The organism is Sphingobacterium sp. UBA5639, assembly GCF_002421245.1.
In the GTDB taxonomy this organism is placed as follows: Bacteria; Bacteroidota; Bacteroidia; order Sphingobacteriales; family Sphingobacteriaceae; genus Sphingobacterium; species Sphingobacterium multivorum.
In genome coordinates, this window is the sequence record NZ_DIJR01000012.1 from 170,487 (window position 1) to 188,364 (window position 17,878).

A 17,878-nucleotide genomic window follows, 5' to 3' on the forward strand; every position below is an offset into this window, starting at 1 on the left:
ATTTCTCAAGTGTAGGTTACTTCATCCATCTCAGAACCAAGTAGAATCCGATCGCCGTAGCAGATAAGGTTAATGCGGTTGCCCACCATAAGGTTGTAAAACCGAAGGAATCGACAATGCTAGTCCCTAAAAGCGGCGAAAATATATTTGCAGCTGAAAATGCCAACGAATTGAACCCCATGTATGCTCCTTGTGTTTTAGGTGTCGAACGGTTAACAGAAACCGTTGCCATAAATGGTAGTGTCAGCATCTCGCCAAGGCCGAAGATAAAGAATGTGAAATATAACCACCCGAGTCCACCTGAAAAATTTAACATGGCATAAGAGCTGGCACATAAAAATGTTCCAAAGACGAGCGTGCTTATAAGCGAGAATCTTTTTTCAGCTATATGGACAATGAACATCTCCAGTAATACGATAACGAATCCACTCCAGCCGAGTAGAAATCCGATTTGGTGATCATTCAAATGGTGAACTTCTCGGTAGAAAATAGGTAACGTTGTGATCAACTGAAAGAAACAGAATGAGAAAATGCAACAAAAGATATTGAATAAGACAAAAGGCAGGTCGGTATAGGAATTTCGTGTCTTTTGAGGTAATTCGTTTTCAGCAGTAATCTCTTTTTTAGATTTAATATCGCTTCTTTTTTCTCGTTTATGAAAAAAGACAAAGAAAATCACTGCAGCGCAAAGGACGGCAAAAGAATTTCCATAAAAGATCCAATTGAATGAGATGGTGGCCAAAAATCCAGCCACCGCCGGGCCGATTGAAAATCCCAGATTTATGGCAAGACGATTCAATGAAAAGGCGCGCGTGATATTTTCGGGTTTAGCGTAACTTGCCACTGACACGGAGTTTGCAGGTCTGAAGGCATCAAAGATTAAGCTTAACGTAAAAATCATGATGGATAAGGACTGTACCTCTTTGAAATGTGGGATCAGTAAGAATAAAGGGGCCGCCAATACCAGACTTCCGAACTGAACCTTGAAGCTGCCAATCCGGTCAGTCAGCCAGCCACCAATATAGGAACCACAAACGGAGCCGAATCCATAACTCATCAATACCACACCGACCTGTTTAATGTCAAAATGTAGAACCTGGGTCATGTAGAGGCCAAGAAAGGGAATCACCATACTTCCCATTCTATTAATGAGCATCACTATGGCAAGTAGCCATGCGGCTTGAGACAGTCCCTTAAAGGAGTCGAGGTAAATCAATAAAATTCTTTTCATTGAATGACGAATCAGCGTGTATAGACCGTATAAGTTTTTACTTCATACGTCTTCTTATAGTATTGGTAAAAAAAATGCCAAATTGATTAGTCAACTTGGCATTTGTTAAAATTAGATTATATTATGCCAACATGGACTCCGGAATTGTCGGATTGACCTGATAGGTACTTGCGACCATTTGTTTCTTGTCAGACCCTGGTTCCATAATAAAGTCAATACGTCCTAGATTAATTCCAGCAAAACCGACTTGATTCACAACGGTCTTTGTTCCTTTTAAATTTGTAACCAGTGTTGGTTCATTTAAGAAGGTGTGCGTATGTCCTCCGATAATGAGATCAATGTCTGAGGTTTTGGCGGCAAGGATCAGATCCGACACCTTGTCGTTTTCATATTGATAGCCCAAATGCGATAAACAGATGACCAAATCACATTTGTGTTTTTCTTTCAATGTGCGGACCACCTTGTTGGAAACTTCAATAGGATCCAAATATTTCATTCCCCTGAAGTTATTGGGGTCAACCAATCCCTCAATATCTACCCCTAGTCCAAATACGCCTATTTTTATTCCACCTTTATGGAATATGGTATAATCTTGGGTTCTGCCCTCCAATACGGTTCCTTTGAAGTCGTAATTTGCCGTTAAGAACGGAAATTTAGCGTGATCCAGGTACTTTACAAGACCGTCAAGACCATTGTCAAATTCATGATTTCCAAATGTCCCGGCATCATAACCTAACTTTGTCATGAGGTCAAGTTCAAGTTTTCCTCCAAAAAGATTAAAATAGGGGGTACCTTGAAACATATCGCCTGCATCGAGTAATAGAAGATGTTCTTCTTCTTTGCGGATTTTATTGATCAGTGTACTTCGGCGCGCAACACCAGCCAATCCCTGATATTTCCCGCCGTCCATTGGAAACGGTTCAATACGGCTATGAACATCGTTGGTATGTAAAATTGTAAGTTTTACCTTTTTGCTCTTCGCGTCGACTTGAAAAGGAAGTGATCCCAAAGCAACTGCAGCAGAAAATCCACCAACTTGCTTGATAAAAGATCTTCGGTTAATTGATTTTAATTCTTCCATCTAATTCTGCATTTACTTTTTTGCCTTCTTTTGTTAATTCGCTCACATATTCAATCAAACCTTCACGCATGCGTTGCGGATAATTAGCCCGGGATACAGGTTGTGTCAACAGGCTGAGGTTGTCACCACCATTGGCAAGATAATCATAGGTCACTAATTTATATAACTTATTGTCTTCAATAGCTTGACCTTTGATCTTTATGTCCTGAGCTTTGTTGCCCGTAATTGTCAACGTCATTCCGGCTATAGGTTGTCCATGTGTTGTAGCAATATAGTCAGCCAGCTGACGAATCTGACTACCTTTGAGCTCGAGTATCGTCAATGTGTTCTCAAAGGGCATAACCTCAAAAATATGTCCTACTGTAATATCGCCTGCTTTAAGATCATTTCGGATACCACCTTTTGTTGCGAACGCCAAATCCGCGGGGTTATGGGCATTGTGTTCACTCATCCACAACAAGGCTTCACAAAAAAAATTGCCCATTAATGTTTCCGCTGTTTTCTCTTTTGTCAATGCCTTGTCCGCATGTCCAATCACACGATTCATCTCCGCTTCCATTTTGTGTTTGAAGGGTTCGTAGATTGACACGACTGCAGGATCAGCTTGCATATCGCTATTGATATGATATTGTTGGAAATCTTTTTGCGTTGGATGGAGTTGTTTTGTACAACCTGTAATCATCAAAAGCGAAGCGACACCAAGGCTACCAATAAAGGCAATTTGCTTCGAAATATTCATTCTTTTTAATTTAACCAAATAGTACGCAAAGTTAGCCAATTATATATGAACAAATCTTATCCAATGTTAGCTAATTTTTAAAAACAACAAAAGCTTAACATTGTTACACGTTAAGCTTTGCCCATATAATTAGAAAAATAACAACCTAATGAACTAATTCCGTCTCAGGAATATGTTTGTTGTCCGTTTGGGGATCCGCTGCTATCAAACGCTCTAAACTATTCTCCTGCTGAAGGATCTTTTTCCTTTTGCTGCGCGAGGACAGCTTGGTACGATATGCTTTCCAGTTCATTAATAGGACCGAGAATAGAATAACCGCTAGTCCAACAATTTGCAATGAGGTCACCACATGCGAAGTAAAAAAATGACTTAATATAAGTGCAATAATTGGGTTCACATAAGCATAGGTACTTACTTCCATTGCTGGACGTACCTGCAATAACCAAATATACGAGCTAAAAGCAAGGATGGAACCAAATGTGATTAAATACCCCAAGTTAAACCAGTCAATAGGTGCTACACTGCTCAGTGTAAATGATGCATATTCACCGGTAAATAGCGCCGTGATATTAAAGAGAACACCTGCGGTAACCATTTGCCAAGCAGTCTTCACCATAACATGCAGGTCCTCTTTTTCTTCTTTTTCGGATTTTTTAAAATACTTGGAAATCAATGAACCTACAGTCCAAGCGATAGAACCCAATACCAAAATAGATAGGGCAATTACCTTAAGAGTACCGTCTGTATGATCATTGGTCGCCATGATCTGTTCAGCGAAAAGCATCACAACACCACAGAAACCTAATGCTACACCAGCAACCGTGCTAATGCTGCTAAAGTTTTCTTTCCACTTGGGTTTATCCAATAAAATAAACCAGATTGCAGCGGCTGCGGCAATAATAGCGGCAACACCACCAGACACATATTGCTCGGCCCAGATAACCCCGGCCATATCGACAAAGAGCAATAAAAAACCTACGATTGCGGCCTCTTGAATAGAACGCTTGTTAAATAATCTATACCCTTTTATAGCACAATATGTCATTAGAATTGCACTGGCTACAACAAATCGAAACGAACCCAAAATAAATGGGGGGAAACTATGCAACGCTTTTTCTATAAAGAAAAAGGTCGAGCCCCATACCACATAAATAATGAAATAAGCAACTACAACCATTAATGGGCTAGCAGCCTTTTTTTGTCCTTGCAACATGATTAAACCTCCTTTCTATTACTCAGGTATGACAACCTGCTGATCTTCCTTGACAGTCTGAAGTACAATTGTTGTCCGCGTTGAAATAATACCTTCCACTTTACTTAAGGTATTTCGCATGAGATCCACTAAACCTGTAGAATCCGCAGTTCTTACTTTAATAAGGTAACCATCGTCACCTGCAATGTCGTGTACCTCTTGAACTTCAGGGATTTCCGCAAGTGCCAACCCTACACCCTGTTCGCCAATAATATCATTGGCTTTGATAAAAATAAACGATAAAAGTTTCTGATCGACCGCGGCAGGATTGATCTTGGCACTATACTTTAAAATCACATCTTTTTGCTCGAGCTTCTTTACGCGCTCGAGGATCGCCGATGGTGCCATGCCTAATTCTCTTGCGATGTCAGCATTGTTGATCCGTCCATTATCCTGCATTAAGCGCAAGATTTTATAGTCGACCTGGTCTAAATTATATTCTACTTTTGTCATTTCGACTGCAAAGATAGGTAAAAAAGTATAAAATTCAAAATTGTATATAAAATTCTGAATATAATTCTGAGTGATCGGAAATTTGAGTGAATTTTATTCTTATTTATCAGAAAGAAATCTTAACCATTTGGGCTATGGTACTGAAGGTAAGTATATTGCCTTTTAGACAGGTAGGCGTATAACTCAACAATTGTACCTTTTTCTTAATTTCAGAATAATATTACTCGTTGACAGGATGACGCCCAATCCAATCAGACAACCTAAGCACACACAGCCAAAGCGATCCAAAGCGGCGAAGTAAGAGCGACTTTGCTGTTCGTGAAGGTAGACGATAATGAGTGCCACCATGGATGTCCTTGCCACAGCCATAATATTGAGTAGCTTGCATGTAATCAATGATGCAACAATACCGATAATCATGGCAGAGAGTTGCGAAATGGGAACGAAATATAGACTGAGACCAATTGCTGATCCTATAAAGTTGGATTTAGCCCGGTCGATGGCTATTTTTTTCGACTCATTCTCTTGCGGTGAAATGACCAATATAATGGAGATTAGTGTCCAGGAAACCGAATATTGGGGAAAAGATACGAAAAGGGGATAACCTATAAGGAAGCCAATCAATACCCGGATGGTGTATATAATAAAATCAGAATGCAGCGTATAGCGAAGGAATAGATTACGCATATAAGATATGAATCGTTAATTTAAATGATGTAGCGCCACAAAAATACGTGCATTGTCGGAAGGAACGAAATAAAATTGACTTTTATGGTAATTTGTTTGATTTTGCGTTTTTATGCGTTTTTTGTTTTTGATTTGGGTATTTCTTGCAATCTTCTCTTTTTCCGATGAATAAATTTGACTAAATTTGTTTCATACATAAATGCAGATTAAGTGAAAGATCAAAATCAATTAGCCTTATTAGCGTCTCAACTCAAAGGGGAGCTCTATTATACTCATGAAACGAAGGACCAAACGATGTTGCTTGCCTATTCGACAGATGCATCTGTTTATCAAGAAAAACCCTTGGCCGTAGCCATACCCGTCGATCATGATGATATCAAAAAAATAATTGATTTTGCGCGGCACAACGGTGTCACAATCATACCACGTACCGCCGGCACTTCTTTAGCTGGTCAGGTAGTAGGCAATGGCATTATCATGGATATTTCTCGTCATTTTAACCATATACTTGAACTTAATGTCGACGAGCAGTGGGTTCGGGTACAACCTGGTGTGATCCGTGACGACTTGAATAATTATCTTAAACCGTTCGGACTGATGTTTGGCCCTGAAACTTCGACTGCAAGCCGTGCTATGGTAGGTGGAATGATTGGCAATAACTCTTCGGGTCTGCATTCGATTGTTTGGGGCGATACACGACACAATTTGATTTCGGCCAATGTACTTTTGGACGACTGTTCTGAAGTGACCTTTGAAGCAGTTGATGAAGCAGCCTATTTTAAGAAATTATTATTAGCTGGTCGTGAGGGGGATATCTACCGTAATATGAATGCATTATTGACAGACCCCGAGCATTTAAGCGCCATTGAAGCGGGCTATCCAAAACGATCTATCACGCGCAGAAATACCGGTTATGCTTTGGATATCCTTGCCGATCGCTCGACACCTTTCAATATGTGTAATTTGTTGGCAGGGTCCGAAGGAACGCTGGCTATTGTTACAGAAGCGAAACTCAAACTGATGCCCTTACCACCGCAGGAACTAGGCTTACTTTGTGTTCATTTTGCGGATATGGTAGAGTGTATGCACGGTAATGTGGTAGCCTTAGCGCACAAGCCGGAAGCATCCGAATTGGTAGATAAATACATCATGGATTTTACGGTTGGGCATCCAACTTATAAGTATAATCGTTTTTTTATTGAGGGTGATCCCCAGGCTTTATTAATTGTTGAGTTTAGGGGGCAGACAGCCGCTGAAACAGAGGCAAAAGCGATGGCTCTGAAAGCGGACCTTGTAGCCCGCGGGCTTGGTTATGCTTATCCCTACATTACGGGTATTGAACAGACCAATTTGGTTTGGGATGTACGCAAGGCAGGACTGGGGCTAATTCGCAATTTACCCGGGGATAGTCAACCTGTAAATTTGATTGAAGATTGTGCGGTGTCGCCTGAAGATTTACCTGCTTACGTGCGTGATATCCAAAAACTTTTGGTGGAAGAGGGGGTGCATGCATCCTATTATGCGCACGCGGGAGCCGGGGAACTACATATTGAGCCCTTTGTGAATTTGAAAACAGCAGCAGGGAAGCGTACATTTCGTTCAATCCTCGAAAAAACCAGCGACCTTGTATTAAAATATAACGGTTCACTGAGTGGTGAGCACGGTGATGGTCGTCTGCGCGGCGAATTTATCGGCAAAGTGCTTGGTGAAAAAGTCTACAAATTGCTTGAAGATGTAAAATATATCTTTGATCCACAGGGCGTTTTTAATGCAAATAAAATTGTCAACACGCCGCCAATGGATTCTCATTTACGTTATGACAACGATAGCAACCGAACGGAAATAAAGACCTATTTCGATTTTTCTAAAGATGAGTCTATTCTTCGGTTGGCGGAGAAGTGTTCTGGTTCGGGAGATTGCCGAAAGACTGAAATTACCGGTGGAACAATGTGCCCTTCATTCATGGCTACGCGCGATGAAAAAGATACGACACGGGCGCGGGCAAATATGTTGCGTCAATTTTTAACGAATTCCCCAAAGAAAAATCGTTTCGATCATGAGGAGATCAAAGAGGTCATGGATCTCTGTTTAAGCTGCAAAGGCTGTAAGACGGAGTGTCCTTCCAGTGTGGATGTGGCCAAAATGAAAGCCGAATTTTTGCAGCACTATTATGATGAGCATGGTGCGGGATTTAGAACAAAATTAATCGCTAATTTCACCCAGTCTCAGAAACTCGGATCTTGGGTTGCGCCCATTTACAACTTTGTGGTCAAAAATGATTTCTTGTCAGGAGTAGTCAAAAAAACAGTAGGATTTGCGCCAAAGCGTTCCTTACCTACAGTCAATGGAACGACTTTAACCCAATGGGTAAAAAAACAAGCAGTGGCAAGTGATAGTAAGCGTCGGGTTTACCTTTTTTCGGATGAATTTACCGAATATAATGATGCCGAGATCGGCATTACCGCATATAAGTTGCTGACTGCCTTGGGGTATGAAGTAGTCATTCCAAAACATGTGCAAAGCGGGCGGACTTATCTTTCTAAAGGCTTTGTGAAAAAAGCAAAGGAGATTGCGAATCAAAATATCCATTTCTTAAAGGGACTAATTACGGATGATACGCCACTTTTAGGCGTTGAACCCTCCGGGATAATTACATTTCGAGATGAGTATTTAAGTTTAGTCGATGATGATTTACGTGTTGACGCACAAAAAATAGCCAAAAACGCGCTGATGATTGACGAATTTCTGTTGAATGAAATGAAAGCGGGACGTATTCATTCAGAACAGTTTACGTCGGAAACGAAAAAGGTAAAGCTTCATGGCCACTGTTATCAAAAGGCTTTTCATCTCGTTACTGTTACGGAACAGGTCCTATCATTTCCGACGAACTTTAGCGTAGAAACAATTCCTTCGGGTTGTTGTGGTATGGCAGGATCATTTGGTTATGAGGCTGAACATTATGATATCTCGATGAAAGTAGCCGAATTGGTTTTATTACCAACCATACGCCAAACAGAACCTGGTACTTTAATTGCCGCAGCGGGTACTTCTTGCAGACATCAGATTAAAGATGGTGTAGGAAGAAAATCTTATCATCCTGTGGAAATTTTATACGATGCTTTATTGAAATAAAATAAAAACATTGCTAATAGTTGTTTGTTATCAGTAATAATGGTAATATTATAAGAGCAATATTCATTAATAACTGATAACAAACAATTCAATATGTACAAGATTCAATCTATAGCATTTCTTGCGACCGCTACGGTGCTGATGGCTAGTTGCGGAAATTCCAATCAAAAGAAAACTGATGGAAGTGATACAACAACGGTGAACAAAATTGAAGGTGTAAAAATCGAACAATTTACGAATGGTTCACCGGGCGCAGAAAAGAAGAACTTTTTTCTACGTATTACAGATGAAATTAAAACGGATTCAAGCCGTATTTATATCACAAAATCTCTTTACAAACAGGATACTGTAGGAGCGAAGTTTGAGGTTGTAGATTTTATACCCGCAGGTATAATAGATGGCCAACCGAGTGATGAAGTCGGCTTTACCAAAGGTAAGATTAGAATCTCGTCGTCGGGTCAACAGTCTGACAATTTAATTAAAGCATTAGGTGATTTATTTCAAATAGCTACCACTGATTCTTTTACAAAAGATGTAATTCTTGCAAATGTGTTTTCATCCAATAAGGTGAATGCTGATTTGTCTAAAAAAACAGCGTACAGCTTTAAACTATTTTTGGACAATAAAAAAGCTGCTCCAGCGGAGCTCTTCTTTAATGTAGACACCTATAAGCATTCGATCGAGTTTTCGGAGAAAGATCCTTCGTTCCGGGCTGGATTATTGTCAGCGTTGACCGGTAAGTAGTGAAGCTGTGACTTGTGCCGCTACTTCGATGCGCCCTAAGTTATATGCTCAGATGTAGTGTATAGATTGATCATAAAATAAAAACGGCTAGAAGCTATCTAGCCGTTTTTATTTTATCTAAAAAAGAGATAGATTTGTACTAATATATTTAGTTTGAAATGAAACGATCCGGAACCGCAGATCTCCCATTACACTATGGAAAAGTACCAGCGTGGCTTTACGAACGTATGGCTTTCCTAGGTCGCTCCATTGTTGAAGTAATATTAATGGATTATGGTAAAGACGAGGTTTTGAGAAGACTGGCAGATCCCCGCTGGTTTCAAAGCTTTGGTGCTGTTCTCGGCATGGATTGGCATTCTTCAGGGATCACAACGGCTGTTATGGGGGCATTAAAACGCGCTATTAATCCCGATGCGAAATCTTTAGGACTATATATCTGTGGGGGTAAAGGCAAGCTTTCCATGCAGACCCCACAGGAACTACTTCGGCTTTCGAACGACATGGGACTAGATGGCAACGACTTGATTCGCAGCAGTAAGCTTGTTGCTAAAGTGGATAACACCGCTATTCAGGATGGTTACCAATTATATCTCCACAATTTTATCGTGACGGATAATGGCAATTGGTCGGTCGTGCAGCAAGGTATGCATGAAAAGGATGGAACTGCCCGTCGTTACCATTGGCATTCTGAAAAGGTCAAATCGTTCGTTGAAGAACCACATGCGGGTATCAGTGGTCCTTCACAAGGTATTATCCTCAACTTGACAGCTGCAGAAGCGGCGGCCAATAGAACAGGTATTATGACGATCGTAGCGGAGGATTCAACTCAAGTGATGCAAGACTTCGCTAAACTTATTATGCCATCCCATCACGATGTCCGTGCTTCGGACGTTGACTTGAAGAGGCTAGGAGCGATGTTGTACGTGGCTCGAGAAAGTCAACCAAGCCATTTTGAAGACTTATTGCTTTTAAAAGGAGTTGGGCCCCGTACGTTACAGTCATTGGCTTTAGTCAGTGAGGTAATCCACGGTGCGCCTTCACGGTTCAATGACCCCGCTCGATTTTCCTTTGCTCATGGCGGGAAAGATGGGCATCCTTTTCCAGTTCCTTTAACCATTTACGATGAAAGTATTCAAATTTTGCAAAAAGGCATTGAAAAATCTAAACTGGGTTACGGTGAAAAATTAAAATCGATTAACAAGTTGCACCAGATTGTCTTGGATAGCGAAAAAGATTTTCAGCCACAATTTGATATTCAACAAATTATAGCAGAAGAACGGCGAGATTCTTGGAAATATGGTGGCAGAACAGTCTTCGGAGATGCACAACCCTTGAGAACAAATGGTCGGGGTTTGCAATTGTCACTTTTCTAGCGGAAATCTACGAATTGTAATTGTTTTGTTAAAATGTGTTAAAGATCGTTAAAATTAGTTGTACGCTAGTATATTTGCTCCGCAATGAAAGCGGTTGTTACGATATTCTTATTCTTATGCTTCTTATTTATCAGAAGCAGTAATAGCCATGCCGTGCTCATTGAATCCGACCGACCAACTGTTAGTTTTATGTATCAGCATAATCATGCTGATGTACAGCAGTATATTGACGCATCAGTTGACCACATCGATCCGCTATTTTACGGTAATATTCACAGTGATAATCCAGTTATCGAGGAATTTGATGCCGAAAATTTTCAACTGACCAAGGATTTGCAGGTGACATCCCAATTTGTTGCGCTGCTACTTTTTGCTATTGTCCTTTTTGTTTTCGTTTTTCGATTTGCAAAGAAGATACCTTTTTGCAATTTCATAGCCTATCTTTTCCCTCAAAGATACGTTCTTCAACAAAACTGGAGAATTTAAAATATACCCTTCGAAATTTCATATGCTTTGGTGGATATCCTAAGGGATGCTCTGCTCAGTCGTAATCGATTTGTACAATCTATGAACAAGTCGGAACGACCATAAACCAAAGTAGAGGTCATTTCACCAACCAAGACAACAAACAATCAAACTTATTTTTTTAATTAGACGCTTACAAATGAAAAGAGTATTTATGCTCGCTAGTTTGGCTATTACCTTATGCCAAATCGGGTGTACTTCCAAAAAGGAAGAAAAGGAAGAAAAAGAGAAATTTACAGCGACCTCTCCGGTGCAAATGGACACAACTATCCGTAAGGACTTTGTTTCCCAGATTAGGTCTTTCCGAAATATTGAGCTTCGGGCTCAGGAAAAGGGCTATCTCGAGCAGATTTTCGTAGATGAAGGACAATTTGTCCATAAAGGGCAATTACTTTTTCGGATTATGCCGAAGATGTATGAGGCCGAATACCGTAAATCTTCGGCAGAAGTTAATGTAGCAGAAATTGAAGTTCAAAATACAAAAACGCTTGCCGATAAAAATGTCGTATCGCCCAATGAACTCGCGATGGCTAAAGCAAAACTTGAGCAAGCCAAAGCTGAGGCTGCGATTGCAAAATTACATCTCTCCTTTACAGAAATCAGGGCACCTTTTGACGGAACCATTGATCGGATTCCATTGAAATTGGGAAGTTTGGTGGATGAAGGTGAATTATTGACAAGTCTGTCCGACAACAGTGAGATGCTGGTTTATTTCAATGTCTCCGAACCTGAATATTTAAGTTATCAAACTAACGTGAGTAAACGTGGAGATACTCATGTCGGCTTGTTGCTTGCCAATAATGAGTTGTTCGCTCAAAATGGTCTTGTGGAGACCATAGAAAGTGAGTTCAACAGTGAGACGGGAAATATTGCTTTTAGAGCGAAATTTCCCAATCCAAACCGTCTATTAAAACATGGCGAGAGCGGCAAGGTGGTGATGAACTTTCCGCTGAAACAGGTTTTAATTATTCCACAGAAAGCGACATACGAAATGCAGGACCGTAAATATGTGTATGTAATCGATAAGGAGGGCAAATTAAAAGCCCGTCATATCACCATTGGTAACTCCCTACCAGATCTGTATGTGGTAACGAGCGGACTTCAAAAAGATGATAAATTTTTGTTGGATGGTATTCAGAAAGCAAAAGAGGATGATAAAATCAGCTACAGCTTTGTGCAACCTAAAGACGCCATCTCAAATTTGAAGTTAAAAACAGAATAGATCCCTTACAGTTAAATTACTATGTTTAGTCGTTTTATAAATAGACCAGTACTTTCGATCGTGATATCACTGATCATTGTGTTTTTGGGTGTGCTTTCTATGGTACAGCTTCCTGTAACACAATTTCCGTCAATATCGCCACCGAAGGTGAACATCACTGCTGAGTATCCTGGAGCCAATGGTGAGTTGATGATTAAATCAGTTATCATTCCGCTGGAACGTGCGATCAATGGGGTTCCTGGAATGAAATACATGGCTTCCGATGCCGGTAATGACGGGGAAGCAAGTATTCAGGTCGTATTCAACCTAGGAACGGATCCGAATCAGGCTTCTTTAAATGTACAGAACCGCGTAGCCTCTGTGGTTAACAAGCTTCCGCCAATTGTGGTCCGTGAAGGGGTGAAGATTACACGTGAAGAATCCAATATGTTAATGTACATCAATCTCTACAGTAAAGACAAGGAGCTTGATGGAAATTTTATGTATAACTATGCGGACATGAATATTGTCTCCGAATTACGTCGGGTAGACGGTGTCGGGGTGGCAAATATTCTTGGAACACGCGAATTAGCGATGCGTATTTGGTTGAAACCTGATCGTATGACAGCCTACAAGATTTCTGCAGAAGAGGTGATGAAAGCCTTATCCGAGCAAAGTTTGGAAGCTTCACCAGGTAAAGCCGGGGAGTCGTCTGGTATGACCTCCCAGTCTTTTGAATATGTATTGAAATACCCGGGGCGTTTTACAACTACGGAAGGTTATGGCAATATCGTTTTACGTGCGGGTGAAAATGGTGAAATGTTACGTTTAAAAGATGTTGCGGAAATCAAATTCGGTTCGGCGATGTACGATATCTACTCTACACTGAATGGAAAACCATCTGCAGCGATTGTCTTAAAACAATCCTATGGAAGTAATGCTTCTCAGGTAATCCAAGACGTTAAAAGCAAAATGAAGGAATTGAAAGCTTCCTTTCCGAAAGGGCTGGATTACGAAATTAGCTATGACGTATCAAAATTCTTGGATGCATCCATGGAAAAAGTAGTCCATACTTTATTGGAAGCATTTGTGCTTGTTGCTATTGTGGTTTTTCTATTCTTAGGAGATTGGCGTTCGACATTGATTCCGACCATTGCAGTACCGGTTTCCTTGGTGGGATCGTTTTTGTTCATGCAGTTTTTTGGCATTACCATCAACTTGATCACATTGTTTGCACTGGTGCTTGCCATAGGTGTGGTTGTGGACGATGCGATTGTGGTTATTGAAGCTGTCCATGCTAAAATGGAAGAGCTTCATATTTCGGCCTATAAGGCGACCAAAAAAGCGATGCACGAAATCAGTGGTGCCATTGTTGCGATCACATTCCTTATGGCGGCGGTTTTTATTCCGGTTGCCTTTATGTCTGGCCCCGTAGGGATATTCTATAGGCAGTTTTCCATTACCATGGCTACTTCCATCATCTTATCGGGTGTTGTGGCATTGACACTCACTCCGGCTTTATGTGCGATTATGCTGAAGAATAACCATGGAAAGGCAAGAAAGAAATCCATTATCGATAAATTCCTGGATTCTTTCAACAGATTGTTTGATAAGATGTCCAACAAATATGTTTACTTGTTGAAGGGCATAGTGGATAAGCGCGTTTTTACATTTTTAGTATTAATTGGTTTTTGTATTGGCGCATATTTTTTGAATAATGCTGTTCCTGCAGGTTTTATCCCCAATGAAGATCAGGGGATGATCTATGCTATTATTCAAACGCCGCCAGGATCGACATTGGAACGGACCAATCTAGCGGCCCAGACATTGCAAAAAGAAGCTGAAGACATTGATGGTGTACAATCGGTATCTTCATTGGCTGGTTATGAAATCCTGACTGAAGGAACCGGGGCAAATACAGGTACTTGTTTGATCAACTTGAAAAGCTGGGAAGAACGTAAAGAATCCTCGCAGGAGATCATAGAGCAACTGGAGGCCGCTGCCAAAAATATCCCAGGAGCGTCTATCGAGTTTTTCCAACCGCCGGCCGTACCGGGCTATGGTGCTGCGGGTGGATTTGAGCTTCGTCTTCTGGACAAAGCAGGTTCTGGCGACTACAAGAAAATGGAAACGGTAAGTAAGGATTTTGTGCGTGAATTGAACAAAAGGCCTGAATTATCGTCTGTATTTACCTTCTATAGTGCAAGTTTTCCGCAGTATATGTTGCATATCGATAATGATCTCGCGCAACAGAAGGGTGTTACCATTGATAATGCACTGAATACGCTTTCGACTTTGGTGGGCAGTAATTACGAAACGAATTTCATTAAGTATGACCGTCAATATAAAGTTATGGTTCAGGCTTTGCCGCAATACAGGGCTTTGCCGGAAGATATCTTAAAACTATATGTGAAGAATGATAAAGACGAAATGGTACCATTTTCAGCATTTATGCATATGGAAAAGGTTTACGGTCTTTCTGAGATCACCCGGCACAATATGTATATGGCATCTGAAATTTCGGGCTCTGCCGCACCAGGTTATAGCAGTGGTGAAGCAATTCAGGTGATTAATGAAGTCGCTGCCAAGACCTTACCACGAGGCTATGGCATTGATTGGGCTGGTATTTCCAAAGATCAGGTAGGTCGTGGAAATCAGGCAATTTATATCTTCTTAATTTGTCTCGGTTTCGTTTACTTGATACTTTCCGCTCAATATGAGAGCTTTATTATGCCCTTTGCGGTGTTGCTTTCTTTACCAATCGGAATCTTTGGGGCATTTCTACTATTGAAGTTATTGGGATTGGAAAACAATATTTACGCGCAGGTTGCTTTGGTCATGCTTATCGGTCTACTTGGTAAAAATGCCGTGTTGATTGTTGAGTTTGCCGCTCAACGGCATTCGCAGGGATTGAGTATCATTGAGGCTGCCTTGGACGGTGCAAAAGTAAGGTTTAGACCTATTTTGATGACATCATTTGCTTTTATCGCCGGGTTGATTCCCTTAGTTATGGCTTCAGGCCCAGGTGCAATTGGAAACCGTACGATCGGTACAGCGGCAGCGGGAGGTATGTTGTTTGGGACGGTTTTTGGTATTGTGGTGATACCGGGCTTATACTTTATCTTCGGGTCTATTGCCTCCAAACGCAAGCTTATTAAACACGAAGATGAAAATCCATTAACTGAAGAACTTGATAATAATGACTAATCGCAGAAAAATACAATGGGTCATTGCATTTTCGCTTTCAGCAGCAGTGACGGGATGTAAGGTTCCCAAAGCGACACAAATACAGGAGAATAAATTCGTTCCGAAGCAGTATACAGATGTAGCTCAATCAGATACAACGAATTCAGCGTCGGTTAAGTGGCGTGAATTTTTTACGGATCCAAATTTAGTTGTATTGATCGATACAGCGTTGAAAAACAATCAGGAGCTGAATGTTACTTTGCAGGAGTTGGCGATCGCAAAGAATGATATTCTTTTACGAAAAGGAGCATTGAAACCCACTGTTGGTTTACGTGCCGGAGGTGGTGTTGAAAAAGTTGGACGATACACCAGTCAGGGGGCCGGTGATGCCAGTACAGAAATTGCCCCTGGAAAGGAAATGCCGGATCCACTAGGAGATTTGACCATTGGTGCGTATGCCAGTTGGGAAATCGATGTTTGGAAAAAACTGAAGGACTCCGAACAAGCAGCACTGAACCGTTATCTTGCTACGGTAGAAGGGAAAAATTTTGTCTTAAGTAGCCTTATTGCCGAAGTTGCCCGTTCGTATTATGAATTATTGGCATTGGACAATCAGTTGGCTATTATCAAACAAAATATCGAGCTTCAGGACAATGCGCTTGCGGTAATCCGATTGCAGAAACAGGCTGCTCGTGTAACAGAACTGGCGGTTCAAAAGTTTGAAGCCGAAGTGTTGAAGACCAAAGGTATGGAATTTGAGACGCGGCAACAGATCAAAGAAACTGAAAACCGTATTAATTTTCTATTGGGACGTTTCCCACAAGAGATCAAACGTGACAAAAGCAATTTTGTCGATCTGATCCCGGCGAAAGTTCAGACAGGTATACCGAGCCAACTACTAAGCAATAGACCTGATATTCGTGAGGCCGAGTATGAGCTCGCTGCCGCGAAGTTGGACGTACAGATCGCGCGGAAAGAGTTTTATCCTTCTTTGGAGATTTCGGCTGCTCTGGGTTTACAGGCATTCAAGCCTTCTTATCTATTTAAGATGCCTGAATCAGTTTTGTATAATCTAATAGGGGAGCTTGCAGCACCTTTGATCAACAAAAATGGGCTTAAAGCGGAATTTAATACAGCCAACGCGAAACAAATACAGGCGGTATATAATTACGAGAAGACGATTCTGAATGCTTACTTAGAAGTCTCTACACAACTTTCTAATATTGAAAACCTCGGGCGCAGCTACGATTTCAAAACAAAACAAGTTGAGGTTCTGAATAATTCCGTGTCTGTGTCAAATGATCTCTTTAAATCAGCGAGGGCAGACTATATGGAGGTTTTAATGACACAACGCGATGTACTGGATTCAAAACTTGAATTGATAGAAACAAAGAAGCAGCAGCTCAATGCTGTTGTCAATATCTATAAAGATTTGGGAGGAGGCTGGAAATAAGTTGTTTGTTTGAATGGACCCCGCTAGGCGGGGTTCTTTTTTTATAAGCCTATGCAAACTTCTTTCTTGTGAAAATAGAATAAATGCTTATTTTTAATCCTTATTTAATCTATTGTATTTGTTTTATGGAATCACAAGAGTATATTCTTATCAATGATGACGCTGAAAGGGGCGTTTTTTATAAAAAAACCTATCTTCATGTTGCGCTTTCGATTTTAGCATTTATCGTTTTGGAAACTTTGCTGATCAAATTGATCCCTTATGATTTTATCGTTTGGATGGTTAGCGGAAAATTTATTTGGTTGTTCTTATTGGGATGTTTTTGGTTGGGCTCCACACTTTCATCAAGATGGACACTTTCGCAAAGCCGTCAAACCCAATATTTAGGCCTAGCATTCTATATTGTACTGGAGGCAATCATCTTCCTGCCGATGATTTTTATGGCGGTATTTATGACCGAAGGAATTAGTGTCATTTATCAGGCAAGTATAATGACTTTGGCCTTGTTTACCGGCCTTACTGTCGTTGCATTTGTATCCAATAAAGATTTTTCATTTCTCAGAAATATCCTGGTGATTGGAGGCTTCTTATCTTTGGGGGCAATTGTTGCTGGAGCTATTTTTGGTTTTGAACTTGGATTATGGTTTTCGGTTGCCATGATTGCACTTGCTTCTGGAAGCATACTCTATCAAACTCAAAATCTGAAGTATAGTTACGGCAACGAACAATATGTAGGGGCAGCCTTGCAGCTATTTTCATCAATCATGTTGCTGTTCTGGTACATTCTACGAATTTTAATGCGCAGAAGATAAATTTTGTTC

General features: G+C 40.7%; 14 protein-coding genes. 8 read left to right on the forward strand and 6 right to left on the reverse strand.

All coding sequences use genetic code 11. The features are described from left to right. Positions 1-16 precede the first annotated feature (16 nt). From B4Z90_RS09170 to B4Z90_RS09195, 6 genes are all read right to left on the reverse strand, one after another. Complete coding sequence (locus B4Z90_RS09170) at positions 17-1,231, reverse strand: MFS transporter (RefSeq protein ID WP_286802023.1); 1,215 nt, start codon at positions 1,229-1,231, stop codon at positions 17-19. Between the two features lie 121 nt (positions 1,232-1,352). Continuing rightward, complete coding sequence (locus tag B4Z90_RS09175; protein ID WP_046673333.1) at positions 1,353-2,312, reverse strand: bifunctional metallophosphatase/5'-nucleotidase; 960 nt, start codon at positions 2,310-2,312, stop codon at positions 1,353-1,355. Next, entirely contained in the window at positions 2,290-3,051 is a 762-nt protein-coding gene (locus tag B4Z90_RS09180; RefSeq protein WP_236560201.1) for a 5'-nucleotidase C-terminal domain-containing protein, read from the reverse strand. Before B4Z90_RS09180 ends, B4Z90_RS09175 begins: the two co-directional genes overlap by 23 nt. A gap of 145 nt (positions 3,052-3,196) precedes the next feature. Next, a complete protein-coding gene (locus B4Z90_RS09185) occupies positions 3,197-4,264 on the reverse strand; it encodes an EamA family transporter (RefSeq protein ID WP_201639201.1) in 1,068 nt (355 codons plus the stop codon). 18 nt (positions 4,265-4,282) lie between these two features. Next, positions 4,283-4,756 (reverse strand): Lrp/AsnC family transcriptional regulator, encoded by a 474-nt coding sequence (locus B4Z90_RS09190; protein ID WP_046673335.1) that lies wholly within the window; start codon positions 4,754-4,756, stop codon positions 4,283-4,285. Between the two features lie 183 nt (positions 4,757-4,939). Beyond that, a complete protein-coding gene (locus tag B4Z90_RS09195; RefSeq protein WP_286802025.1) occupies positions 4,940-5,443 on the reverse strand; it encodes an FUSC family protein in 504 nt (167 codons plus the stop codon). 210 nt (positions 5,444-5,653) lie between these two features. Here B4Z90_RS09195 and B4Z90_RS09200 point away from each other — a divergent pair, with 210 nt between their 5' ends. From B4Z90_RS09200 to B4Z90_RS09235, 8 genes are all read left to right on the forward strand, one after another. Further along, positions 5,654-8,575, forward strand: a complete 2,922-nt coding sequence (locus B4Z90_RS09200; protein ID WP_070564032.1) for an FAD-binding and (Fe-S)-binding domain-containing protein — start codon at positions 5,654-5,656, stop codon at positions 8,573-8,575. A gap of 93 nt (positions 8,576-8,668) precedes the next feature. Further along, positions 8,669-9,319, forward strand: a complete 651-nt coding sequence (locus tag B4Z90_RS09205; protein ID WP_286802027.1) for a hypothetical protein — start codon at positions 8,669-8,671, stop codon at positions 9,317-9,319. A gap of 158 nt (positions 9,320-9,477) precedes the next feature. Next, positions 9,478-10,692 carry a DUF763 domain-containing protein gene (locus B4Z90_RS09210; RefSeq protein ID WP_286802028.1) on the forward strand — a complete coding sequence of 405 codons (1,215 nt, stop codon included), beginning with the start codon at positions 9,478-9,480 and terminating at the stop codon, positions 10,690-10,692. 189 nt (positions 10,693-10,881) lie between these two features. Further along, positions 10,882-11,178 (forward strand): hypothetical protein, encoded by a 297-nt coding sequence (locus tag B4Z90_RS09215; RefSeq protein ID WP_070564037.1) that lies wholly within the window; start codon positions 10,882-10,884, stop codon positions 11,176-11,178. 178 nt (positions 11,179-11,356) lie between these two features. Beyond that, positions 11,357-12,439, forward strand: coding sequence for an efflux RND transporter periplasmic adaptor subunit (locus B4Z90_RS09220; RefSeq protein WP_046673341.1), 1,083 nt, complete (start codon positions 11,357-11,359; stop codon positions 12,437-12,439). A gap of 21 nt (positions 12,440-12,460) precedes the next feature. Next, complete coding sequence (locus B4Z90_RS09225; RefSeq protein ID WP_286802030.1) at positions 12,461-15,625, forward strand: efflux RND transporter permease subunit; 3,165 nt, start codon at positions 12,461-12,463, stop codon at positions 15,623-15,625. Further along, positions 15,618-17,057, forward strand: a complete 1,440-nt coding sequence (locus tag B4Z90_RS09230) for a TolC family protein (protein WP_115048722.1) — start codon at positions 15,618-15,620, stop codon at positions 17,055-17,057. Before B4Z90_RS09225 ends, B4Z90_RS09230 begins: the two co-directional genes overlap by 8 nt. A gap of 125 nt (positions 17,058-17,182) precedes the next feature. Further along, positions 17,183-17,869, forward strand: coding sequence for a Bax inhibitor-1/YccA family protein (locus B4Z90_RS09235; RefSeq protein WP_046673344.1), 687 nt, complete (start codon positions 17,183-17,185; stop codon positions 17,867-17,869). Positions 17,870-17,878: the final 9 nt, after the last annotated feature.

Bases quoted from the DNA above. Each gene is read 5' to 3' on its own strand.
- B4Z90_RS09170 (WP_286802023.1), bottom strand. From the start codon at position 1,231: ATGAAAAGAATTTTATTGATTTACCTCGACTCCTTTAAGGGACTGTCT.
- B4Z90_RS09175 (WP_046673333.1), bottom strand. From the start codon at position 2,312: ATGGAAGAATTAAAATCAATTAACCGAAGATCTTTTATCAAGCAAGTT.
- B4Z90_RS09180 (WP_236560201.1), bottom strand. From the start codon at position 3,051: ATGAATATTTCGAAGCAAATTGCCTTTATTGGTAGCCTTGGTGTCGCT.
- B4Z90_RS09185 (WP_201639201.1), bottom strand. From the start codon at position 4,264: ATGTTGCAAGGACAAAAAAAGGCTGCTAGCCCATTAATGGTTGTAGTT.
- B4Z90_RS09190 (WP_046673335.1), bottom strand. From the start codon at position 4,756: ATGACAAAAGTAGAATATAATTTAGACCAGGTCGACTATAAAATCTTG.
- B4Z90_RS09195 (WP_286802025.1), bottom strand. From the start codon at position 5,443: ATGCGTAATCTATTCCTTCGCTATACGCTGCATTCTGATTTTATTATA.
- B4Z90_RS09205 (WP_286802027.1), top strand. From the start codon at position 8,669: ATGTACAAGATTCAATCTATAGCATTTCTTGCGACCGCTACGGTGCTG.
- B4Z90_RS09210 (WP_286802028.1), top strand. From the start codon at position 9,478: ATGAAACGATCCGGAACCGCAGATCTCCCATTACACTATGGAAAAGTA.
- B4Z90_RS09215 (WP_070564037.1), top strand. From the start codon at position 10,882: ATGTATCAGCATAATCATGCTGATGTACAGCAGTATATTGACGCATCA.
- B4Z90_RS09220 (WP_046673341.1), top strand. From the start codon at position 11,357: ATGAAAAGAGTATTTATGCTCGCTAGTTTGGCTATTACCTTATGCCAA.
- B4Z90_RS09225 (WP_286802030.1), top strand. From the start codon at position 12,461: ATGTTTAGTCGTTTTATAAATAGACCAGTACTTTCGATCGTGATATCA.
- B4Z90_RS09230 (WP_115048722.1), top strand. From the start codon at position 15,618: ATGACTAATCGCAGAAAAATACAATGGGTCATTGCATTTTCGCTTTCA.
- B4Z90_RS09235 (WP_046673344.1), top strand. From the start codon at position 17,183: ATGGAATCACAAGAGTATATTCTTATCAATGATGACGCTGAAAGGGGC.